Source organism: Micromonospora sp. NPDC047740 (genome assembly GCF_043204735.1).
Lineage (GTDB): Bacteria > Actinomycetota > Actinomycetes > Mycobacteriales > Micromonosporaceae > Micromonospora.
In genome coordinates, this window is record NZ_JBIDCT010000018.1 from 66,251 (window position 1) to 88,911 (window position 22,661).

Below are 22,661 nucleotides of genomic sequence, written 5' to 3' on the forward strand. Positions count from 1 at the left end.
CCGACCGGGCGGTCCCGCCACCCTCGTGGGATGGCGGACCGCCCGGGGCGGCTCGGGCCGCACTGCCGCAACCGGCACCCGGCCGGTGACAATGAGACGGTCACCCGGGTGGTCCCGCTCCGGCCCGAGGCGGTTACCCATTCCTCATCGCGCAAGGACCTGACTGATGGACGTGACCGACGTCGCTCCCGCCCGACAGAACCCGGTCGGCCTCGTCGAGCTGGCCCGGGTTCCGCTCCGGCGGTGGCGGACCATGCTCGGCGTGGCGGCGGCGGTGCAGCTGGCCGTGCTGCTCTACCTGTTCGTGCTGCCGGCGACGTACACCGCGACGACGGCCGTGGTGATCCGCCCGGTGGTCACCGACCCGTTCTCGGTGCCCTCCGGTGGCGCCGATCGCGCGGTGAACATGACGGCCGAGAGCGGCATCGCGACCAGCAACGACGTCATCGACAAGGTCGCCGCCATCACCGGCCGGGACACCAAGGAGGTGGCCGATGCGCTGGAGGTGGAGACCCCGGTCGGCGGCCAGGTGATGCGCTTCAACTACGCCGCGCACAGCGAGCGGGAGGCGGTCCAGGGTGCCAATGGGGCGGGCCAGGCGTACCTGGACCTGCGCCGGGGCATCTACGAGAACCAGCGCGCGGCGGTGCTGAAGTCGTACGACGACACGATCGCGGTGGTCACGGCGCAGCGCACCACCACGCAGCGATCCCTGCCGAGCCAGGCCGCGGACAGCCCGTCGCCGCGCACCAGCGCCCTGCTGGACCAGCTGCGGGCGCTGAACGACCAGCTCGCCACGCTCGCCGAGCAGCGGTCCAAGATCGCCTCTGCGGACCTCAGCCCCGGGTCGATCACGAGCGCGGCCCGCGAGCCGATCCCGTCCAGCCGGGACGCCGCGCCGGTGATCCTCGTCGCGGGCCTGCTCGGCGGCTTGCTGCTCGGCGCGCTGGTGGCCTTCGCGCGGGAATCCCTGGACCGACGGCTGCGCACCACGGCCGAGGCGGTGGCGGCGATCGGTGCGCCGCTGCTGGGCACGGTCCGCCGCAACCGCGGCGGGCAGCCCGACGAGTCGGACCTGCGGTACCTCGCGCTCGCGCTGGCCCGCTGGGTGGACGGCCCGCACCGCGGCCCGCTGGTGCTGCTGTCCTCGTCGGCGAACGACGGACGCGAGCAGGTGACCGGTGGGCTGGCCGCCACGCTCGCCGGCGCCGGACACGAGGTGCAGCTCGGCGTCACGCCGGAGAGCCTGGACCGGATCCGGCCGTTGATGCTGGACGCACAGCGCCGCAATCCGCCGGTGGAGCCGGCGCGCGTCATCCGGCAGCGGCAGCCGGCGACCGCACCGGCGGCGGCTGCCGGCGGCACCGCCGGACCCGACGACACGGCCGTCATCCCCGCCGTGCGGAAGCCGCGCCCCTACCCGACCGCGGACGGGCCGAACAGCGGGGTGTACAGGTCCGCCACCAACGAGGAGAAGACCCAGGCCATCCCCGCCAGCCGGCCCGCGGCGGCCGGCGCGGGCAGCCGGAACGACGGGCAGGAGCTGCGGATCGGCTCCGGCACGGTCCGGCTGGTCGAGTTGCACGCCCTGCCCGGGGACGGCCTCACGGTGCTCGACGCACCGCCCGCGCTGCACGACGAGCGGGGCGTGCGGGCCGCCCGGGAGGGCCGCGCGGTGGTGGTGGCGGCCCGGGACCGGACCCGCATCGCCGAGCTGGTCCGCCTGGTCGAGCGGCTGCGTGCGGTGGGCGTGGAGCCGTTCGGATTCGTACTGACGGGAGATGGGCGTGACTGACCACGACCAGCCGGCCGTCCGGGCGGGCGGGGTGTACCCGCCGGTGACCGTGGTGGTGGCCACCCGGGACCGCCCGGGGCTGTTGGAGCGAGCCGTCCGTGCGGTGCTCGAACAGGACTATCCCGGGCCGGTGGAATGCCTGGTCGTCTACGACCACACCGACATCCGCCCGCTGGACCTGCCGGTGCCGGGCGGCCGGGCACTTCGCTACGTCAACAACACCCACTCGCGGGGCCTGCCGGGTGGCCGCAACACCGGCGCGGAGGAGGCGGCCCACGACCTGCTGGCCTTCTGCGACGACGACGACCACTGGCTGCCGGGCAAGCTGCGCCGCCAGGCGGAGCTGCTGGCCGTCCGGCCGGACGCCGCCGCGATCAGCTGCGGCATCCGGCTGGACGGCCCGGGCATCGCCAAGGAACGGCGGCTCGACGCCACCGAGGTGACCCTGTCCGACTTCGTCGAGGACCGGATCATGGAGGTGCACTCCAGCACCATCCTGCTGCCGCGCTCCACCTGGGACGCCGTCGGCCCGGTCGACGAGGACCTGCCCGGCGGCTACGGCGAGGACTACGAGTGGCTGTTGCGGATCGCCGCGCACGGTCCGGTGGTCATCGTGCCTGAGGTCCTGGTGGTGGTGGACTGGCATGGGGGTTCGTTCTTCTTCGGCCGCTGGGCGATGATCGTCGAGGCGACCCGATACCTCATCGACAAGCACCCCGAACTGGCCCGCAGCCGGACCGGGCTGGCCCGGCTGCACGGGCAGATCGCCTTCGCCCTCGCCTCCGGGCGGTGCCGCCGGGAGGCGGTCCGGGAGTTGGGCCGGGTGCTCCGGCTCAACCCGCGCGAGAAGCGAGTCCTGGTGACCGTCCCCGTGGTGCTCGGCCTGCTGTCCGGCGAGCGGGTCCTCCGGCTGGCCCAGCGGACGGGACGGGGTGTCTGACCGGGCGGCCGGGACCCTCCCGCCGGTGAGCGCCTCGCGACCGGCGGGCGGCGGCGCGTCCGGGTCGCGGCTTATGCCTGCCGCGCCGCTGCCGGTCTGGCCGCTGACCCTGATGTTCGCCCTGATGCCGCTGTGGTGGGCGCTCGGCGCGTTCTATCTCGGCTGGTCGGTGCTCGGCGTGGTGCTGCTCGCCCTGCTCGTCGCGCGCGGTCGCGTCCCGCTGCCCGCCGGCACCGCCTGCTGGCTGCTGTTCCTCGCCCTGGTGCTGCTCAGCGCCAGCCGGCTGGACCGGGCCACCGCCTACCTCACCTTCGGGCTGCGCTTCGGCTTCCTGGTGACCGCCCTGATCGTCGGCGTGTACGTGCACACCCTGGTGCGGGAGGGCGCCGCCTGGGAGCGGGTGCTGCGCCCGCTGGGCTGGTACTGGCTCGGCATCGTGGCGCTGGGCTGGCTGGCCGTGCTGGCCCCCACCTTCGCGCTGACCACCCCGGTGGAGCTGGCGCTGCCGCACGCCGTCAGCGGGCAGCGGTACATCCAGGCGCTGACCCACGTGCGGCTCAACGAGTTCAACCCGGTCTCCCGGGCACCGATCTACCGCACGGCCGCGCCGTACCCGTACACGAACAACTGGGGCACCGCGTACGCCCTGCTGGTGCCGTGCGTGCTGGCGTACCTGACCTCGGTGCGCACCGGCCGGTTCCGGCGGGCGCTCTGGCTCTCGCTGCCGCTGTCGGTGGTGCCGGCGTTCCTGACGCTCAACCGCGGCATGTTCCTCGGCCTCGGCGCCGGCCTGCTCTACCTCGCCCTGCGTGCGCTGCTCCGGGGCAACGCCCGCCTCATCCTCTCCATCGCCGGGCTGGTGTTGCTGGTCTGGATCGTCAGCCTCGTGGTCCCGGTCCAGGACATGATCAACGCACGGGTCAGCACCACCGACACCAACGTCGACCGGATGGACCTGTACCTGCGTACCTGGCAGGCGGTCGAGCGTTCGCCGCTGCTCGGCTACGGCGCGCCGAAGAGCGTCGACACCACGCTGGCCGAGGAGCCACTCGGCACCCAGGGGCTGATCTGGCAGATCCTCTACAGCCACGGCATCCCGGCGCTGTTCGTCTTCCTGTCCTGGCTGCTGCTGGCCGCCCGGCGGCTGGCCGCTGCGGTGTCGCCGGCCGGCTTCTGGCTGAGCACGGTCCCGGTAATCGCCCTGGTGGTCATTCCGGTGTACGCGTACATCGACCCGAACCTGTCTGTGATCTTCTTCGCCGTCGGCGCCGGGCTGGCCGCGGTCGCCGGGCCGGTCAACCGGGCCGCGCTCGGCCCGTCCGCCATGTCCCGCCCGGTGCCGTTGCGGTCGTGGCGGACCAGGGGCTTCGGCCGGGCGGCGGTGCCAGGCCGGCGGAAGCCGTCCGCACGGGCCGGGGTGGCCACCGTGCCGCTGCGTACCGCCGCCTCGGTGCCCGGCCCGGCAACCGGCGCGCCCGACCCGGTGGCCGAACACGCGCCGGCGCCGGTCGTGCCAGAGCCCCGGGCGCCGGCCGACCCGGTCGTTTCGCCACCGCCCACCACCGTCGCGGATCGTCCGGCGCCCGAGGCGCCACGGCAGGGAGGGACGCCGTGACCGGTACGACGGCCGTGCCGGGCGCGCCCGCGACCGTCGGCGAGCGGGAGGTCCGCCGCGGCACGCGCAGCGGGATGGTCGGACTGGCCGGGGCCGCCGTCAACGGCCTGCTCGGTTTCGTGCTGACCGTGGTGATCGTCCGCGGACTCGGACCCGCCGGCTCCGGTGCGATGTTCACCGCGATCGGCATCGTCACCGTCCTGGGTGCGCTCTGCTGTGCGGGCGCGGACACGGCGCTGGTCTGGGCCCTGCCCCGGCGCACGGCGGGCCGAACCGGCGACGCGGCCCGCCTGTTGCCGGTCGCGCTGTCGCCGGCGCTGCTGTTCACCGTCGGTGTGGCGGCGGCCGGCGTCGCCCTGTCCGGGCTGCTCGCGCCGGTGTTCTTCGATCCCGGCACGACCGGGGGCGAGGAGTTGCTCCGGCTGGCCTTCGCCGGCCTGCCGTTCGTGGTGGCGATGACCCTGCTGCTCGCCGCCGTCCGCGCGGTCCGCCCGGTCGCGGCCCTGGTCGCCGTGCAGTACGTCCTGCTGCCCGCCGCCCGTCCCGCGCTGGTGCTCGCCGCGGTCGCCGCCGGGGCGGGGGTGACCGCCGTCTTCGCCGGCTGGCTCGCCCCGGTGCTGCTGGCCGGGCTGGTCGGCGCGGCGCTGCTGGTCCGCCCGCTCGGCCTCGCTGCCGGTGCTGCGCTGCGCCCGGTCGGCGAGGACTGGCGCACGCTCTGGGGATTCGCCCTGCCCCGGGCTGCGTCGGCGGCCATCGACGCCAGCAGCATGTGGCTCACCGTGCTGCTCACCGCCGCCCTCGCCGACCAGGCCGAGGCCGGCGTGATCGGCGCGGTCGGCCGGTACGCCCTCGCCGGGCTGCTCGTCATGCAGGGCCTGCGGGTGGCCGTCGCGCCGCAGCTGTCCCGGTTGCTCGGGCAGGGCCGCCGGGTCGAGGCGGTCCTGGTCTACCGGCGGATCACCAGCTGGATCATCGCGCTGTCCTGGCCGGGGTACCTGCTGCTGGCGATATTCGCCCCGGGTTTCCTGTGGCTGTTCGGCGCGGAGTTCACCGCCGGCGCGTCCGCCATGGCGGTCCTCGCGGGCGCCATGATGGTCAACTCCGGCACCGGCATCGTGCAGACCCTGCTGCTGATGAGCGGCAGCAGCCGGCGGCACCTGCTCGCCGCTGCAGCCGGCCTGGTGTTCAACGTCGGGCTGGCCCTGGTGCTGATTCCGCCCCACGGTGCGCTTGGCGCGGCGGCGGCCTGGACGGCCGGCATCGTGGTGGAGAACGTGATCGCCACGGCGGCCGCCCGCCGGGTCGTCGGTGAGCCGCTGATCACGCGGGAGGTGCTGCGCGCGGCGGTCGTCGCCGCGCCGGGCACCGCCGTCGTGGCCGGGACGGGGGCGGCGGTCGCCGGTCGGGGCGTGGCCGGCCTGTTCCTCACCCTCGGGGTGGTGGCGCTGCTCGCGGTCGCGCTGCTGCTGCACCCCAAGGTACGCCGGCGGATGCGCACCACCGTGCCCACCCTGTTGGGGCGGCCACCCCGATGACGAGGAGGACAGGATGACGACGCTGCGGGACCGGGTGAAGACGCTGGTGCCCGCCCCGGTGCTGAGCGGGGTGCGCAGCTCGCTGGTGCGCTACGGGGAACGGACCAGCGACCGGAGGCCGCTGCCGGACTTCCTGGTCATCGGCACCAAGCGCGGCGGGACGACGTCGCTCTGGCGGTACCTGCTGGAGCACCCCCTGGTGCCGCGCCTCTTCCCGGCCTGGAACACCAAGACCTCGCACTACTTCGAGGACACCTACTCCCGGGGCGAGGCCTGGTACCGCTCGCACTTCCCGACCGAGCGGCAGCGACGGGCCCTGGAACGCCGGCACGGCGGGCCGACCCGGGTGGGGGAGGCCGCGCCGCTGTACATGTTCCACCCCCTCGCTCCGGCCCGGGTGGCCGAGCTGATCCCGGCGGTGAAGCTCATCGTGCTCCTGCGTGACCCGGTGGAGCGGGCGTACTCGCACTGGAAGGAGCGGCGCACCGAGGGCGTGGAGCCGCTCGGCTTCGCCGCGGCCCTCGCGGCCGAGGAGGAGCGCACGGCGGGGGAGCGGGAGAAGCTGATCGCCGACCCGACGTACGTCAGCAACGCCTACGACTGGTACAGCTATCGGGCCCGGGGCCGGTACCTGGAGCACCTGGAGCCGTGGCTGGACCGGTTCGACCGGGAGCAGTTGCTCATCCTGCCCAGCGAGACGTTCTACCGGGAGCCGGCCGCCGCGTACGCGCGGGTGCTGGACTTCCTCGGGCTGCCGCCGTACCAGCTCGACCGGTACGAGGTGTTCAACGACCGGCGCAGCAGCGCCATGGACGCCGCGGTGCGCGACGAACTGACCCGGTACTACGCGCCGTACAACGCGGCCCTCGCCGACCGGCTTGGCATGGCCTTCCACTGGGGACCTTGAGTGGAAAGGGCAAGTCGATCATCTCCCGTCCTCCGGTCCTTTGTGGAGCGTCTCCAGTGGTCGGTCCGGCTGTGACGGTGGGTAGCCGCTCCGCCGAAGGTGGTGTTACAGGCTGCGGATTCTCTTCCGGGCGGAGGCCCATTTCGGCAACCCAGAGTTATCGTTGACCTTCGATCTCGTCGCATCGTAGCCTGTGCCTCGTTTTGGTCCAACGACACGGGGGAGGGCCATTAATGGCTCCTGCACGGGTACGAACAGCCGGCTCGATCATCGGCTGTGCGAGGCTGACGACCGCCCGGTGGGGCAGACTGCTCACCGCTGGGATGGCGGCGGTATTGGCGGTGACCGTCGCCAACGAGATTCCGGCGCAGAAGGCGCAGGCGGCACCGCAGACGGTACCGGATCAGGTGCTGGAGCGGCCGGACGAGATCGCCGCCCTGATCACCGCCCGGATGACCGGCAAGCGGGTCCGGATCACGGGCATGACCAGTGATTCGACCGAGTACATCGCCCATCCCGACGGGCAGGTCGAGGCGACTGTCCACGCCGGTCCGGTGCGAGTGCGGCGGGACAACCGCTGGGTGCCTATCGACCTCACCCTTCGGCCGGAAGCCGACGGCTCGGTGCGCGCTGCCGCGCACCCACTCGACCTGTGGATCTCGGGAGCCCGGTCGGCCGCCGGGGAGTTGGCGGCGGTCGGCAAGGGTGACGGGCGGCTCGCCCTCGGCTGGCCGGGCGCCCTGCCGGCGCCGGCCCTCGAGGAGAACCGGGCCACCTACCGGAACGTCGTGCCGGGCATCGACCTGGTCGTCGAGGCCACCCGGACCGGCTTCTCCGAATACCTGACGGTCAAGGACCGATCGGCCGTCGACCGGATCCCGTCGCTGGCGCTGCCGGTCACCGGCAAGGGGCTTTCCTCCTTCACCCAGGACCCCACCGGTGGGCTCATTCTCACGAACGCCAAGGGCAGGCCGATCGCGGGCATCCCGGCACCGGAGATGTGGGACGCGCAGCGGGCGCCGGGCTCCGAGGAGCCGACCCGTCGGGCGGTCATCCCCACCCGGGCCGAGCGGCCCGCCAAGAACGCCAAGGCTGCCGGCGGCGGCCTGACCATGCGGCTCACCCCGGACCTGAAGTGGCTGAAGGATCCCGCCACCCAGTACCCGGTGACCATCGATCCGCAGATCAACCCGCTATACACGTCCTTCGACACGTACGTGAAGGAGGGTGACGCGGTCGACCGCAGCGGGATGAATGACCTGCAGCTGGGCCTGCTGGCCGGCTCGCCGAGCGTCAAGGCACGCGCCTTCGTGCACTGGCCTACCTCCGCGCTGGCCGGTAAGCAGGTCACGTCGGCGACGGTCTATTTCTGGAACTTCTGGTCGAACACCTGCACCGCGAACTCCTGGGAGATCTGGACCACTGGCCAGGCTTCCTCGGCGACCCGGTGGGGCACGCAGCCGGCCTGGATCCAGAAGGAGGCGACCTCGACTCAGACCAAGGGCTACTCGTCGGCTTGCGACGACGGCTGGGTGAGCATCAGTGGCACCAGCTTCTTCCAGCGGGCCGCCACGGCCGGGCAGTCCACCGCGTATATGGGTGTGCGGGGCACGGACGAGACGACCGGCAACAGTTTCAAGCAGTTCCGTTCCCGCAACGCGGTCGACAGCTCTCAGGTGCCGTACGCGGTGGTGAGCTACAACTCGTACCCGACCGTCGGCACGCGTTCGACGGTGCCTGAGTCGGCTTGCGCGACCGGCAGCGGCCGTCCGCAGATCAACAGCTTGACCCCACAGCTGCGGGCTGTGATCTCCGACGGTGAGGCGTCGCCGGTCAAGGCGGAGTTCGAGTGGTGGAGCTTGACCGGCTCCACCAAGCTCGGCAGCACGGTCACCGGCACCGCGGCTTCCGGTTCCACGTTGAGCGCCACGATCCCGTCCGGCGTGTTGGCCAACGGCTCCTCCTACAAGTGGCGGGTGCGCGGCAACGACGGCGCGGTCGACGGCACCTGGTCGTCGTTCTGCGAGTTCTCCGTGGACACCACGCACGCCAGCCCGCCGTGGACCAGCTCCACCACCTACCCGAAGAACGAGTGGGGCGGCGACGCCGGAGTCCCCGGTGTGTTCACTTTCGACCCCAACGGCGCCAGTGATGTGGCCGCCTACGTGTACGCGATGGACGTCAACCCGCCGGACAAGGTGGTCAACGCCCCCAGCCTCGGGGCGCAGGCGTCGGTGACGCTGACCCCGCCCACCGCCGGCTTCCACACCATCTACGTCCGCAGCCGGGACTCGGCGGGCAACCTGTCCAACGTGCGCGGGTACCCGTTCAAGGTGGGTTCGGCGGCGGTGACGTCGCCGGAGGTCGGTGACGTCACCGCCGCCAAGGTCGAGATCACCTCGGTGATCTCGTCGACCATCACCGGCGTGCGCTACCAATGGCGCCGGGCCGGTGCCGACACCTGGACCGTCCTGCCGAAGGCAGATGTGGCCTACGCGGACGGTAGTGGCACGGTGGCCGGATGGCCGCTCAAGGCATCGAACGGCGCCATCCCAAAGGTCATCTGGAACGTGGAGGCCACCCTCGCCGCCGCAGATGCCCAGGGCATTCCGCGGGATGGCCCGCTGGAGTTCCGGGGTCAGTTCGACAATGTGGGCGAGCCGCCCATCCGGATCACGTTCGACCGCAACCGCGCCAGCGCCGAGAGCGCGGACATCGGTCCCGGCTCGGTCAACCTCATCACCGGCAATCTGCAGCTGAACCAGTCCGATGTGGCAGTGTCGGGGTTGTCCCTGTCCCGGGCCTTCAACAGCCGGCAGCCCGACGCCGTGGATCCGCTGTTCGGATCGGGCTGGGTATCGGGTTTCGCCGCGACGGAGTCGACGGGGTCCTACAACGAGCTCACGACTTACGGCAGCCTCGTACAGGTGAAGTTGCCTGACGGGTCGGTGCTCGGCTTTACGAAGGCCGACAGCACCGGGGTGGACTATCAGTCGCAGGTTGGCGCGGAGTCGCAGAAGTTGACATACCAGGCGACCAGCGACACCTTCGTCTTGACCGACAGTGATGGCCAGGCGACCAGCTTCACCCGTACGTCGACCGACCCTGCCGGCGTCTACACCCCGACCTCGGTGAGCTCGCCTGGGTCCGAGAACACGTCGACCTACTCCTGGCAGAAGGTGACGCTCGGGTCGTCCGACGTCATGCGGCCGACCAGAATGCTGGCGCCGGTGGCGGCGGGGGTGTCCTGCACGACGTTGGTGCGCGGTTGCCGGGCCTTGACCTTCTCCTACGCTACCTCGACGACCGCGACCGGCGTCGCCGACGGGACCTGGGGCAGCTACACAGGGCGACTCGACGAGGTGTCGTACACCGCCTGGGACCCGGACCTCGTCACGCCTGCCATGCGGAGCGTCGTCGTGGCCCGCTACTCCTACGACAACACCGGGCGGCTGAGAGCTGTGTGGGATCCTCGCCTGGACTACACCGACGACAACGGTGTGCGTTCGGTCCGGACGGTGTACTCCTACGACACCGCTGGAGTCATCGTGTCGATGACCCCTCCTGGCCTGCAGCCGTGGCAATTCTCGTACACGACGTTGCCCACCGACCCAGGCAAGGGGCGGCTGTCCGCAGTGACCCGTACGGCCCTGACGGCGGGGACCGCCGTACAGACCGTCGTCTACCGGGTTCCCACCTCCGGCAGCGGCGCTCCATATGACCTCTCCGCTACGCAGACCAGGCGCTGGGGGCAGGACGAGCCGCCGACGGATGCCACGGCGGTCTTTCCGGTGACGCAGGTGCCGACCGGCGATCAGGCGGCCGGTATCCTGCCCGCGTCCTACGAGCGGGCCACGGTCACCTACCTGGATGCCAATGCTCGTGCGGTCAACACCGCAGTACCCGGCGGCGCACTCGCCGCCACCTGGTACGACGCGTTCGGCAACGTCGTTCGTGAGCTGACGCCGGGAAACCGAAAGCGGGCACTCGACCAGTCCGGGAGCGATGACGCGGCAGCCGAAGCGTCACTCGCGGCCGGGCTGGCCACGACCAAGGTGTACGCCACGGATGGCCATGAGTTGCTGGAGAGCTTCGGGCCTGAGCATGAGGCCGTGCTGACTAGCGGCGTAGTCATCCGGGGCCGGACGCACACCCGCTGGATCTACGACGAGGGGGCCCCGGCAACCGGCGGGCCGTTCAACCTGCCGACCACGGAGCGGGTCTCGATCAGCTACGTGAACGCAGGCACCACCGCTGACGCCGACACCCGTACCACCACTACCCAGTACGACTGGACGCTGCGGGAGCCGACGAAGATCACGGTCGACCCGGGTGGACTCGATCTCACGACCCGGACCGGCTACGACGCCGCCGGGCGGGTGACGAGCAACACCACGGCGGCTGGCGGCAGTGTCGAGACCACCCCGGCCACCCGGTTGACGATCTACTACACCTCGGCGGCCAACGGCACCTACCCAGGGTGTGGTGGGCGACCCGAGTGGGCAGGCCTGGTCTGCCGGGTTCAGGTCGGTGGCCAGCCCGAGTCCGGCCAGGAGATTCCCGCCACGGAAACCACGTACGACATGTACGGCCAGGTCCGGTTGACGATCGAGAAGACCTCGTCGGGCCAGGTCAGGAGCCGGGAGGCGACTTACGACTCAGCCGGTCGCCGGTACGAGGAGACGGTCTCGGCGTCCGGCCTCGGTGAGCCCGTGGAGAAGCGTCGCAGCGTGTACGACGTTGCCACCGGCCATCTTCTGCGCACTCAGTCGATCAACGGCTCGGGAGCGGTGACGGCAGAGGTCGCCCGTGGTTTCGATTCGCTGGGTCGCGCCACCTCCTACACTGACGCAGACGGCAACACCACGGTGAATACGTACGACATCGCCAGCAGGCCGGCGACGGTCGACGACGGCAAGGCCACCCGGACCTATACATACGACGTCGGTAGCGAGCGCCGAGGGCTGCCGGGGACGGTTGTGGACAGCCAGGCCGGCACCTTCAACGCCGCGTACGACGCCGACGGCAAGGTCGTCAGCCAGAGCTGGCCGAACGGGGTCGTGGTCGACTACGTGATCAATGAGACCGGAGATCCCAGCAGCATCACCTACACGCTGCCCGGGTGTGGTCAGACCACCTGCACCCTCTACACCGAGAGCGTGCAGCGCGGCGCTCACGGTGACTGGCTCAAGCGGGCCGGGACCCTTTCCGCGCAGGCCAACACGTACGACGGGGCCGGCCGACTGGTCAAGGTCAGCGACACGGCCGGTGGTCGGTGCGTCGTTCGTGCGTACGACCTTGACGAGGGAACCAACCGGACCGGCCTTGTAGAGTACGGCCCGGACGCGAGCGGTGCCTGTCAAACCGCGACTGCGACCACGACGCGCTCGTGGACGTACGACAGCGCTGCCCGGACTGATGGCGCTGGCTACACGTACGACGCTCTCGGGCGGGTCCTCAGCCAGCCGGCCGGGGACTCTGCGGTAGCCGGAGGCGCCGCACAGCTCACGTACCACGTCAACGACATGGTGAGAACGATCACCCAGGGCACCCGTACGGCAAGCTACGACCTGGACGTCATGGCGACCAGGCTCCGGTCATGGACCGACACCGCCTCCGGTGAGACGAAGAAGCATCACTACAGCGGAGACGGCGACAATCCGGCCTGGACCGACGAGGGTGGCACAAACGTGTCCCGTCCGGTCATCAGCCTGACCGGTGTGGCCGGTACCGTCAGCAGCGCCAGTGGCACCACGTGGACCCTGCTGAACCTGCATGGTGACGTGGTCGCCGGGATGTCGGGCAGCGGGTCCGGGCTGTCCTTCACGAGCGAACAGACCGAGTACGGGCTGCCTCGCAACAGTGCTGACGCAGGTGCGCGGAGATACGGGTGGTTGGGCTCCGAGCTCCGCGCCAGCGATACGCCGGCAGGTCTGATCCTGATGGGTGTACGGCTCTACAACCCCGCGACGGGTCGCTTCCTCCAGGTCGATCCCGTCTATCAGGGCAGCGCCAACATTTACGAGTACTGCTCTGCCGATCCGCTGACCTGCTACGACGCCAGCGGTGAGGGGTCCACCGACTGCACCTGGTTCTGCGGCGCGGTCTACAACCTCGGTCCGGCGAAGGTGCGGATCGCACGTGACCGCTGTGGGGCGTACAAGCTCTGCTCGAGGACTCCGCTGCAGTGGCTCTACCCGTGGAACTCCTCTCGTCGCTACTGGAAGGACACCGACGCAGTCCGGCTGTACGGATGGTGGCGCCCCATCTACGGCTGGGAACGGCTCACGGTGAGCGTGTGGTGGTCCTGACCGGCAGTTGACCGCTCCGGCGATGCCGGCGGAGAGGGCCGCAGCGAGCACGCTGCGGCCCTCTCCGGGCAGGGCAATGTGTCGTTCATGGCTACATCTGTCGTGGCCATGCGGGAACCAGACAAGGAGAACCAATGCCACAGACGATGAAGGCTCCGAGCCTTCTTCTAGGAGCTATTCAATACCGCTTCCGTGTCTGGGGGGCTCTCGGCGTCACCCTCGCCGTGAGTGCGGCCGTGACCGCCGCGGTGGCGTTGGGAGCTTTCGGCAACTTTCTTGGCTGGCGCAGCGCCCCACCCTTGCCCCGAGACGTCGAAGTGCGTCAACTGGTCGGCCGGGCACTACCGCCAGGAGCGCCGGTAGAGCCGCAACGGTGGGACTTCACCTTCGATCAGAATCCGGAGTATCTCGATCCGCGCTGGTTCTATTTGTTGGGAGGGACGGACGAATATCGGGCAGGAAAGGTCTTCTTCCAGTTCACGTATTCGGACGACCAGCCTCGGCGGGACATGGTTGAGGCGGCTGGCCGTCGTATGCAGGAGGCCGGCTGGAAACTGCGGAGCAGCGACCTGAGCGGATGCTGCCCGGAGGTAGCGGCCATCAAGGAAGGCTGGTTGGTCGAGATCTTTTCCGAGGGGGACCTGGACGAGTCTCATTACGGGCTGCAGGTCGCCCTCACTCGTACGACGCCCGCCGACGCTCTTTCGCTGACCGGTGTCGGACTCGTTGTCGGTGGACCGGCCGGCTGGCTGCTGGCCGCCTACGTATTTCAGCGGGCGCACCGGTTGCACCCCGGCCGGCGGAAGGTTGTCGCATTGCTGTGCGGCGGTGGCCTCCTGGCGGTGCTCCCCGCGACGCTGCTCAGCGGGGCAGCGATCCTCACGGCCTACCTCGACCCGACAGGTCCGACCCCCGGTTGGCTCGGTTATACCTTCTTCGGGCTGCGGCCGCTGGCGTATCTCGGCGGGATCGCCGTCGTTCTCGGACTTCTCCTGGCGGCCGTACCTAGAGCGGTGCGCCGACGTCCGCTGGCCGGCTAACTGGAAACCACGAGCTGCGCGGGGTCCGACCAGGTTCAGCCCCGGGTGCTCAGCCCGTCCGCAGGGCGGGACGCGGTGGGCGGAGCATCGGGGCGGACACCGGGCGTGACAGACTGACCGCTGTGTTGCGCTGGCTGACTGCAGGTGAATCGCACGGACCCGCCCTCGTCGCGATGCTGGACGGGGTGCCCGCCGGCGTCGAGCTGACCACCGCGGAGATCTCCGGTGAGCTGGCCCGCCGCCGGCTCGGCTATGGCCGGGGCGCGCGGATGTCGTTCGAGCAGGACGAGGTCGAGATCATCGGCGGCCTGCGGCACGGCGTGACGCTGGGTAGCCCGGTGGCGATCCGGGTCGGCAACTCGGAGTGGCCGAAATGGCGCACCGTGATGGCCGCCGACCCGGTCGACCCGGTGGAGCTGGCCGGGCAGGCCCGCAACGCCCCGCTCACCCGTCCCCGCCCGGGCCACGCCGACCTGGCCGGGATGCAGAAGTACGGCCACGTCGACGCCCGGCCGATCCTGGAGCGGGCCAGCGCCCGGGAGACCGCCGCCCGGGTCGCCGTGGGCACGGTCGCCAAGGCTCTGGTGAAGCAGGCGCTCGGCGTGGAGATCGTCTCCCACGTGGTGGAGCTCGGCCCGGTCGCTGTGAAGCCCGGCCTGCGTCCGACCCCGGAGGATGCCGCGCGGATCGACGCCGACCCGCTGCGCTGCCTCGATCCGGAGGCCAGCGCCCGGATGGTCGCCGAGGTCGACGCCGCGAAGAAGGACGCCGACACCCTGGGCGGCGTGGTCGAGGTGCTCGCGTACGGGGTGCCGCCGGGCCTGGGCAGCCACGTGCAGTGGGACCGGAAGCTCGACGCCCGGCTGGCCACCGCGCTGATGTCCATCCAGGCCATCAAGGGCGTGGAGATCGGCGACGGCTGGCAGCAGGCCCGCTCGCGCGGCTCGGAGGCGCACGACGAGATCCTGCCCACGGCCGCCGGGGTACGCCGGGTGACCGACCGGGCCGGCGGCCTGGAGGGCGGCATCACCACCGGTGAACCGCTGCGGGTGAAGGCCGCGATGAAGCCGATCTCCTCGCTGAACCGGGCCCTGTCCACGGTCGACGTCGCCACCGGGGAGCCGGCCACCGCGATCAACCAGCGCTCCGACGTCTGCGCGGTGCCGGCCGCGGCGGTGGTGGCCGAGGCGATGGTGGCCCTGGTGCTCGCCGAGGCCGCGGTGGAGAAGTTCGGCGGCGACTCGGTCGCCGAGATGCGCCGCAACCTGGCCGGCTACCTCGACGCCCTGGTGATCCGGTGATCCGGCCGGTCTGCGTGCTGGTCGGGGCGCCCGGGTCCGGCAAGACCACGGTGGGGCTGGCGCTCGCCGCCGCGCTCGGCGTGGCGTTCCGGGACACCGACACCGACATCGAGCAGCTCGCCGGAAAGCCGATCCCGGAGATCTTCGTCGACGAGGGGGAGGACCACTTCCGTACCCTCGAACGGGCGGCGGTGGCGGCGGCGCTGGCCTCGCACCCCGGGGTGCTCGCCCTCGGCGGGGGCGCGGTCCTCGCCGAGGAGAACCGCGCCGCGCTGATCGGGCACACCGTCGTGCACCTGTCGGTGGAGCTGCCCGACGCGGTGAAGCGGGTCGGCCTGGGCGCCGGCCGGCCACTGCTGGCGCTCAACCCCCGGGCCACACTGAAACACCTGATGGAGCAGCGTCGGCCGCTTTACGCGGAGGTGGCGACTGCCACCGTGGTCACCGACGGGCGTACCCCGGAGGAGCTCGCCGTCGAACTCGCCGCCCTGCTCACGGCCGACGGGCGGGCGGCGCGATGACCGACGAGGTGACGCGGATCCCGGTCGGCGGCGAGCGGCCGTACGAGGTGCTCGTGGGTCGTGACCTGCTCACCCCGCCGCCGCGGCTGCTGCCCGGCGCGGAACGGGTGGCCTTCCTGCACGCGCCGGCGTTGAAGGGCCTGGCCGAGGGGATCGCCGAACAGGTGCGGGCGGCCGGTGTCGCGCCGCTGCTGATCGAGGTGCCGGACGCCGAGGCGGGCAAGCACATCGACGTGGCCGCCGCCTGCTGGGACCGGCTCGGCGAGGCCGGCTTCACCCGTACCGACGCCGTGGTGGGGGTGGGCGGCGGCGCCGTCACCGACCTGGCCGGTTTCGTGGCGGCCTGCTGGCTGCGCGGGGTGCGCTGGGTGCCCGTGGCGACCTCGCTGCTGGGCATGGTCGACGCCGCGGTGGGCGGCAAGACCGGGATCAACACCGCGGTCGGCAAGAATCTGGTCGGCGCCTTCCATCCGCCCGCCGGGGTGATCTGCGATCTGGCGACCCTGGACACCCTGCCCCCGGTCGACGTGGCCGCCGGGATGGCCGAGGTGGTCAAGTGTGGTTTCATCGCCGACCCGGTGATCCTCGACCTGGTCGAGCGGGACCCGGCAGCCGCCGTCGACCCGGCCGGATCGGTGGCCCGTGAGCTGATCGAACGGGCGATTCGGGTCAAGGCCGACGTGGTCTCCGGGGACCTGCGCGAGTCCGGGGTACGCGAGGTGCTCAACTACGGGCACACCCTGGCCCACGCGATCGAGAAGGTCGAGGGCTACCGCTGGCGGCACGGTCACGCCGTTGCGGTGGGCCTGGTCTACGCGGCCACCCTGGCCCGGCTCGCCGGCCGGCTGGACCCGGCCACCGCCGAGCGGCACCGCGCGGTGCTGGGCCTGCTCGGTCTGCCCACCACCTACCGGGCCGACGCCTGGCAGCGCCTGCTGGCCACCATGCGGGTGGACAAGAAGGCCCGCGGGAACACGCTGCGCTTCGTGGTGCTGGACGGGCCGGCCCGCCCGGCGATCCTGGAGGGCCCGGACGACGAGCTGCTGCACGACGCCTACCGGGAGATCAGCTCATGAGGGTGTACGTGCTCAACGGGCCTAACCTGGGGCGGCTCGGCACCCGCCAGGTCGACGTGTACGGCGTCACCAGCTACGCCGACCTGGTGACCCTGTGCGTGGACACCGGCCGGGAGCTGGGGCTGGACGTGGTCGTCCGGCAGACCGACGCCGAGCACGAGCTGCTGGGTTGGCTGCACGCGGCGGCCGACGAGGGGGCAGCGGTGGTGCTCAACCCGGCCGCCTGGTCGCACTACTCCATCGCGGTCCGGGATGCCTGCGCCATGCTCCGCGGCCCCCTGGTCGAGGTGCACATCTCCAACATCCACGCCCGCGAGGAGTTCCGGCACCACTCGGTGGTCTCCGCGGTGGCGACCGGGGTGATCTGCGGCCTGGGCGTGGACGGCTACCGGCTCGCCCTGCGCCACCTGGCCGCCCGGCTGGCCGGCGACGCCTGACCCGTCCCGGCGGCTCGCCCCCTGCCGCCCGCGCCGGCGCACCCTCCGCGCGGTCCGCCCGCCCCGAGCACGATCGGCCCGCGCCCGTGCCGCCGGCTGTGGCTCTCCGTGTTCGTCATCTTCGTCACGTTCCGTTGCCGGGTCTGCCGCCCCGGCGTGGGGTGGTCACTGCCCTTTGCTCTGCAGCCATCCACGCATCACCCGGTTGAGCTGCAACGACCGGCTCCGCCCCCGCCCGGATCGTCGCCCGGCTTCGTCACGGAGCGTGCGTGTTGCGCCGATGGCTGCAGAGCAAAGGCGGGTGCGGTCGGTGCCTCCGGTGGCCATGACTGTCGCTCTGGGTGATGTCCGGCACGTTCGGCCGCTCGCCCGGCGGGCACCCGGCCGGCCCCGCGCGCAGCGCGGCGGACCCGGTTCGACACAGCTTGTAGACTTCTTGGGTCTGTCCGCCAATTGATGATCAAGGCAGGAAATGGCCACCACCAACGACCTCAAGAACGGCCTGGTACTCAACCTCGACGGCGAGCTGTGGGCCGTCGTCGAGTTCCAGCACGTCAAGCCCGGTAAGGGCGGTGCGTTCGTGCGTACCACGCTGAAGAACGTGCTGTCCGGCAAGGTGGTCGACAAGACCTTCAACGCGGGCACCAAGGTCGACACCGCGACCGTCGACAAGCGCAACATGCAGTACCTGTACGCCGACGGCGAGGACTACGTCTTCATGGACCTGGAGACGTTCGACCAGATCAGCGTCCCCGGCGGCACCGTCGGCGAGGCCGCCAACTACCTCCTCCCCGAGGCCGAGGCGACCGTCGCCACCCACGAGGGTGTGCCGCTGTACATCGAGCTGCCGACCTCGGTCGTGCTCGAGGTCACCTACACCGAGCCGGGTCTGCAGGGCGACCGGTCGACCGGCGGCAACAAGCCGGCCACCGTCGAGACCGGCGCGACCGTCCAGGTGCCGCTCTTCATCACCACCGGCGAGAAGATCAAGGTCGACACCCGCGACGGCCGTTACCTCGGCCGCGCCTGATGGCCGAGGCTCCCAAGCAGCAGATGCCGGCGCGCCGCAAGGCGCGCAAGCGGGCGCTGGACGTGCTCTTCGAGGCCGACCTGCGGGACCGCCCGCCGGTCGAGGTGCTGGCCGGGTACCTCGAGCGGATCGAGAAGCCGCGCCCCGAGCACCTGGGCTACGCGGTGGGCCTGGTCGAGGGCGTCGCGGCGCACCTCGACCGGATCGACGAGCTGATCGCCAGCTACGCCGAGGGCTGGACGCTCGACCGGATGCCGGTGGTCGACCGTAACCTGGCCCGGATCGCGGTCTACGAGCTGCTCTACGTCGACGAGATCGACGACGCGGTGGCGATCAGCGAGGCCGTCGAGCTGGCCCGGCAGATGTCGACCGACGACTCGCCGCGCTTCCTCAACGGCATCCTCGGCCGGATCGCCGAGTACGCCACCCGCTGACCGGCGGCGTCACCACGAACGACGAAGGGCCCGTGCCGTCCGGCACGGGCCCTCGTCGTGGCGACAGCGGGTCAGGACGCGAAGAACGCGCGCGGGTCGGCGACCAGCACGCCGTGCTCGGTGAGCCGCTCGATCAGACCCGACGGCGAGGCGTCGTAGACGATCGCGAGGGCCCGCAGGTCGTCGGCGCGGATGGAGAGCACCCGGCCGTTGTAGTCGCCGCGCTGCTGCTGGATGGCGCGGGCGTACCGGGCGACGTACGCGAGGTCCTCGGAGGCCTCGTCGTAGAGCCGCTCCAGGTCCAGGACGATCTTGCTGGTGGGTTCGTGGCGCACCCCGCTGCCGTCGGGCAGCAGCTCCGAGACGGGAACGCGGTAGAAGTCGGCCAGCTCCGCCAGGCGGGACACGGTGACGGCCCGGTCGCCACGCTCGTACGAGCCGACCACCACAGCCTTCCACCGCCCGTTCGACTTCTCCTCCACCCCCTGCAGGGACAGGCCCTGCTGCTGGCGGATGGAGCGCAGGCGGGCGCCCAGCGACTTGGCGTATTCAGAGGGCATTCGGACACTCCCAGTGCTGCTCGGGGTTCTCCCAGCTATCGCTACGGAGCGTGACGGTACGGGGATTGGGACACCGGGTCAAGTGCTCGTGACGTTACCGTTGGGGCAGGCGGGGGACTTGTCCCGGTTTCGCCGGCCTGACCCGGGGGTCAGTACCGCCGACGGTCGGCCCGGTGACCGCTGGTAACGTGGCGTGAAGCCCCGGTCCGGGCCGCCTGCGGCCCGCCGGAAGACCAGACATCCTTTAACGACCCGTCCCGTGAGGCGGGGAAGGAGGTCCGCCGTGGCCTACCCACCGGCTGCCCGTACGTCGCCGCCACGACAACCCTCGGTGAAGGTCATCCTCACCGCCGCCGACGTGTCGCGGGTGGTCGACCGCATCGCCCACCAGATCCTGGAGAAGACCCAGGGCGCCGCCGAGACCGTGCTGCTGGGCATTCCCACCCGCGGCGTCCCGCTGGCGAGGCGCCTCGCCGCCCGGATCAGCACCTTCGAGGACGTGACCGTCCCGGTCGGCGTGCTCGACATCACGCTCTACCGCGACGACCTGCGCCGGCATGCCACCCGCGCGGTCGGCCCGACCGACCTGCCCGCGGGCGGGATCGACGGCAGGCGGGTGATCCTCGTCGACGACGTGCTCTTCTCCGGCCGTACCGTGCGGGCCGCCCTCGACGCGCTGAGCGACGTCGGCCGCCCGGCCTCCGTGCAGCTCGCCGTCCTGGTCGACCGCGGCCACCGGCAGTTGCCGATCCGGGCCGACTACGTCGGCAAGAACATCCCGACCGCGCTCGCCGAGAGCGTCAAGGTCACCCTCGCCGAGACCGACGGCGCCGACGAGGTCAAGCTCTACGGGGGTAGCCCGTCATGATCAGGCACCTGCTCTCCGGCGGCGACCTGGACGCGGCCACCGCCACCCAGATCCTGGACACCGCGGCCGAGATGGCCACCGTCGCCGGTCGCGAGGTCAAGAAGCTGCCCGCGCTGCGCGGCCGGACCGTGGTGAACCTCTTCTACGAGGACTCCACCCGGACCCGGATCTCGTTCGAGGCGGCCGCCAAGCGGCTCAGCGCCGATGTGATCAACTTTTCCGCGAAGGGTTCCAGCGTCACCAAGGGCGAGAGCCTGAAGGACACCGCCCTCACCCTGCAGGCCATGGGGGCCGACGCGGTGGTCGTCCGGCACCCGGCCTCCGGCGCCCCGCACCGGCTGGCGAACTGGGTGGACGGGTCGGTGGTCAACGCCGGCGACGGCACCCACGAGCACCCCACCCAGGCGCTGCTCGACGCGTACACGATGCGCGCCCGGCTGGGCCGGCTCGCCGGCCTGCACGTGGCGATCGTCGGCGACGTGCTGCACTCCCGGGTGGCCCGCTCCAACGTGCTGCTGCTCTCCACCCTCGGTGCCAAGGTCACCCTGGTCGGCCCGCCCACCCTCATCCCGGTCGACATCTCGCCGGCACTCGCGCCGGGCACCGACGTCTCCTACGACCTCGACGCCGTTCTACCCGGTGTGGACGTGGTGATGATGCTGCGGGTGCAGCGGGAGCGGATGAACGACTCCTACTTCCCCTCGGCCCGCGAGTACGCCCGCCGTTACGGGCTCGACGGGCCGCGCCTGCGCCGGCTGCCCGAGCACGCGATCGTCATGCACCCCGGCCCGATGAACCGGGGCATGGAGATCACGCCCGAGGTCGCCGACTCACCCCGCTCCACCATCGTCGAACAGGTCGCCAACGGGGTCTCCGTGCGGATGGCCGTCCTCTACCTGCTGCTCGGAGGGAACAACCGGTGACCGCGTACCTGATCCGGAACGTGAGTGTGGTCGGCGGCGCGCCGACCGACCTGCTGATCCGCGACGGCGTTGTGGCGGAGACCGGCGCGGGGCTGACCGCGCCGGACGCCACGGTGGTCGACGCCACCGGCCTGGTCGCCCTGCCCGGCCTGGTCGACCTGCACACCCACCTGCGCGAGCCCGGCCGGGAGGACGCCGAGACCGTCGAGTCCGGCTCCCGGGCCGCGGCCCTCGGCGGCTACACCGCGGTCTGCGCGATGGCCAACACCTCGCCGGTCGCCGACACGGCCGGCGTGGTCGAGCAGGTCTGGCGGCTCGGCCGGGAGGCCGGGCTGGTCGACGTGCAGCCGATCGGCGCGGTCACCGTCGGCCTGGCCGGCGAGCGCCTGGCCGAGCTGGGCGCGATGGCCGACTCGGCGGCCCGGGTGCGGATCTTCTCCGACGACGGGCACTGCGTCGCCGACCCGAAGCTGATGCGCCGGGCCCTGGAGTACGTTAAGGCGTTCGACGGGGTGATCGCCCAGCACGCCGAGGAGCCGCGGCTCACCGAGGGCGCGCAGATGCACGAGGGCGAGGTCTCCACCCGGCTCGGGCTGACCGGCTGGCCGGCGGTCGCCGAGGAGGCGATCATCGCCCGGGACGTGCTGCTGGCCGAGCACGTCGGCAGCCGGCTGCACGTCTGCCACGTCTCCACGGCCGGCAGCGTGGAGGTGCTGCGGCACGCCAAGGCGCGCGGGGTGAAGGTGACCGCCGAGGTGACCCCGCACCACCTGCTGCTCACCGACGAGGTCGTGAGCGGGCGGAGTGAGCTGGCGAGCCCCGCACTCGCGAACAACTGGAGCCCGGTGGCTCCCTACGACCCGGTCTACAAGGTCAACCCGCCGCTGCGGACCGCGGCCGACGTCGCCGCGCTGCGGGCCGCGCTGGCCGAGGGCGTGATCGACATCATCGCCACCGACCACGCCCCGCACGCGGTGGAGGACAAGGAGTGCGAGTGGGCGTACGCCCGGCCGGGCATGCTCGGCCTGGAGACGGCGCTGTCGATCGCCCTCGACGTGGTCGGCCCGCAGTGGGACCTGATCGCCGAGCGGATGTCCCGCGCCCCGGCCCGGATCGCCGGGCTGGACGGGCACGGCCTCGACCCGGCCCCCGGCGTGCCGGCCAACCTGACCCTGGTCGACCCGGCCGTCCGCCGCGTCATCGAACCGGCGGAGCTGGCCAGTCGCAGTCGCAACACCCCGTACGCCCGCATGACGCTGCCAGGTCGCATCGTGGCGACCTTCCTGCGCGGCGAGCCGACGGTCCTGGACGGAAAGGCAGTCAAGTGAGCGCGAGGAATGCAGCGAAGCGGAGTCCCGCAGTCGCGAA

Annotated in this window: 17 protein-coding genes; 16 read left to right on the top strand and 1 reads right to left on the bottom strand. The window is 71.6% G+C overall.

Annotation, left to right across the window (positions count from 1 at the left end; translation table 11 throughout):
* Positions 1–166: 166 nt before the first annotated feature.
* The 13 genes from ACGF4F_RS28610 to nusB all read left to right on the top strand — a co-directional run bounded on the left by ACGF4F_RS28610 (position 167) and on the right by nusB (position 18,942).
* Positions 167–1,795, top strand: a complete 1,629-nt coding sequence (locus ACGF4F_RS28610) for a lipopolysaccharide biosynthesis protein (protein ID WP_357442623.1) — start codon at positions 167–169, stop codon at positions 1,793–1,795.
* Entirely contained in the window at positions 1,788–2,735 is a 948-nt protein-coding gene (locus tag ACGF4F_RS28615; RefSeq protein WP_357442625.1) for a glycosyltransferase family A protein, read from the top strand. Before ACGF4F_RS28610 ends, ACGF4F_RS28615 begins: the two co-directional genes overlap by 8 nt.
* A gap of 25 nt (positions 2,736–2,760) precedes the next feature.
* The gene (locus ACGF4F_RS28620) at positions 2,761–4,350 is read left to right on the top strand and encodes an O-antigen ligase family protein (protein WP_393082047.1); all 1,590 of its coding nucleotides are present in this window, start codon (positions 2,761–2,763) and stop codon (positions 4,348–4,350) included.
* Positions 4,347–5,885, top strand: a complete 1,539-nt coding sequence (locus ACGF4F_RS28625) for a polysaccharide biosynthesis C-terminal domain-containing protein (protein ID WP_357442629.1) — start codon at positions 4,347–4,349, stop codon at positions 5,883–5,885. The genes ACGF4F_RS28620 and ACGF4F_RS28625 overlap by 4 nt, the downstream gene beginning before the upstream one ends.
* A gap of 13 nt (positions 5,886–5,898) precedes the next feature.
* Positions 5,899–6,792 (top strand): sulfotransferase domain-containing protein, encoded by an 894-nt coding sequence (locus ACGF4F_RS28630; protein ID WP_357442631.1) that lies wholly within the window; start codon positions 5,899–5,901, stop codon positions 6,790–6,792.
* Between the two features lie 341 nt (positions 6,793–7,133).
* The gene (locus ACGF4F_RS28635; protein WP_357442633.1) at positions 7,134–13,103 is read left to right on the top strand and encodes an RHS repeat-associated core domain-containing protein; all 5,970 of its coding nucleotides are present in this window, start codon (positions 7,134–7,136) and stop codon (positions 13,101–13,103) included.
* A 134-nt stretch (positions 13,104–13,237) separates the two neighbouring features.
* On the top strand, positions 13,238–14,143 hold the full coding sequence (locus tag ACGF4F_RS28640) for a hypothetical protein (RefSeq protein WP_357442635.1): 906 nt from the start codon (positions 13,238–13,240) through the stop codon (positions 14,141–14,143).
* Between the two features lie 122 nt (positions 14,144–14,265).
* Positions 14,266–15,444: a chorismate synthase gene (gene aroC, locus ACGF4F_RS28645; RefSeq protein WP_357442637.1), complete on the top strand. Its 1,179-nt coding sequence runs from the start codon at positions 14,266–14,268 to the stop codon at positions 15,442–15,444.
* The gene (locus tag ACGF4F_RS28650) at positions 15,444–15,965 is read left to right on the top strand and encodes a shikimate kinase (RefSeq protein ID WP_073835332.1); all 522 of its coding nucleotides are present in this window, start codon (positions 15,444–15,446) and stop codon (positions 15,963–15,965) included. Before aroC ends, ACGF4F_RS28650 begins: the two co-directional genes overlap by 1 nt.
* Positions 15,962–17,041 (top strand): 3-dehydroquinate synthase, encoded by a 1,080-nt coding sequence (gene aroB, locus ACGF4F_RS28655; RefSeq protein WP_357442639.1) that lies wholly within the window; start codon positions 15,962–15,964, stop codon positions 17,039–17,041. The genes ACGF4F_RS28650 and aroB overlap by 4 nt, the downstream gene beginning before the upstream one ends.
* A complete protein-coding gene (gene aroQ, locus ACGF4F_RS28660; protein ID WP_357442641.1) occupies positions 17,038–17,478 on the top strand; it encodes a type II 3-dehydroquinate dehydratase in 441 nt (146 codons plus the stop codon). Before aroB ends, aroQ begins: the two co-directional genes overlap by 4 nt.
* Positions 17,479–17,950: 472 nt before the next feature.
* The gene (efp, locus tag ACGF4F_RS28665; RefSeq protein ID WP_357442643.1) at positions 17,951–18,508 is read left to right on the top strand and encodes an elongation factor P; all 558 of its coding nucleotides are present in this window, start codon (positions 17,951–17,953) and stop codon (positions 18,506–18,508) included.
* Between the two features lie 23 nt (positions 18,509–18,531).
* Positions 18,532–18,942: a transcription antitermination factor NusB gene (nusB, locus tag ACGF4F_RS28670; protein WP_357442783.1), complete on the top strand. Its 411-nt coding sequence runs from the start codon at positions 18,532–18,534 to the stop codon at positions 18,940–18,942.
* Positions 18,943–19,013: 71 nt separating this feature from the next.
* Here nusB and ACGF4F_RS28675 read toward each other — a convergent pair whose 3' ends face one another.
* Positions 19,014–19,502, bottom strand: a complete 489-nt coding sequence (locus tag ACGF4F_RS28675) for a transcriptional regulator (protein WP_013285505.1) — start codon at positions 19,500–19,502, stop codon at positions 19,014–19,016.
* A 283-nt stretch (positions 19,503–19,785) separates the two neighbouring features.
* Between ACGF4F_RS28675 and pyrR the strand changes: the two genes are divergently transcribed.
* Genes pyrR through ACGF4F_RS28690 form a run of 3 tightly spaced genes read left to right on the top strand, consistent with a single transcriptional unit; the run spans position 19,786 to position 22,621 of the window.
* Complete coding sequence (gene pyrR / locus ACGF4F_RS28680) at positions 19,786–20,370, top strand: bifunctional pyr operon transcriptional regulator/uracil phosphoribosyltransferase PyrR (protein WP_357442645.1); 585 nt, start codon at positions 19,786–19,788, stop codon at positions 20,368–20,370.
* Positions 20,367–21,293 (top strand): aspartate carbamoyltransferase catalytic subunit, encoded by a 927-nt coding sequence (locus ACGF4F_RS28685; protein ID WP_357442647.1) that lies wholly within the window; start codon positions 20,367–20,369, stop codon positions 21,291–21,293. The genes pyrR and ACGF4F_RS28685 overlap by 4 nt, the downstream gene beginning before the upstream one ends.
* Positions 21,290–22,621: a dihydroorotase gene (locus tag ACGF4F_RS28690; protein WP_357442649.1), complete on the top strand. Its 1,332-nt coding sequence runs from the start codon at positions 21,290–21,292 to the stop codon at positions 22,619–22,621. The genes ACGF4F_RS28685 and ACGF4F_RS28690 overlap by 4 nt, the downstream gene beginning before the upstream one ends.
* Positions 22,622–22,661: the final 40 nt, after the last annotated feature.

Excerpts from the sequence above, each read along its gene's own strand:
- ACGF4F_RS28610 (WP_357442623.1), top strand. The coding sequence starts at position 167 with ATGGACGTGACCGACGTCGCTCCCGCCCGACAGAACCCGGTCGGCCTC.
- ACGF4F_RS28630 (WP_357442631.1), top strand. The coding sequence starts at position 5,899 with ATGACGACGCTGCGGGACCGGGTGAAGACGCTGGTGCCCGCCCCGGTG.
- ACGF4F_RS28640 (WP_357442635.1), top strand. The coding sequence starts at position 13,238 with ATGCCACAGACGATGAAGGCTCCGAGCCTTCTTCTAGGAGCTATTCAA.
- aroB (WP_357442639.1), top strand. The coding sequence starts at position 15,962 with ATGACCGACGAGGTGACGCGGATCCCGGTCGGCGGCGAGCGGCCGTAC.
- aroQ (WP_357442641.1), top strand. The coding sequence starts at position 17,038 with ATGAGGGTGTACGTGCTCAACGGGCCTAACCTGGGGCGGCTCGGCACC.
- efp (WP_357442643.1), top strand. The coding sequence starts at position 17,951 with ATGGCCACCACCAACGACCTCAAGAACGGCCTGGTACTCAACCTCGAC.
- nusB (WP_357442783.1), top strand. The coding sequence starts at position 18,532 with ATGCCGGCGCGCCGCAAGGCGCGCAAGCGGGCGCTGGACGTGCTCTTC.
- ACGF4F_RS28675 (WP_013285505.1), bottom strand. The coding sequence starts at position 19,502 with ATGCCCTCTGAATACGCCAAGTCGCTGGGCGCCCGCCTGCGCTCCATC.
- ACGF4F_RS28685 (WP_357442647.1), top strand. The coding sequence starts at position 20,367 with ATGATCAGGCACCTGCTCTCCGGCGGCGACCTGGACGCGGCCACCGCC.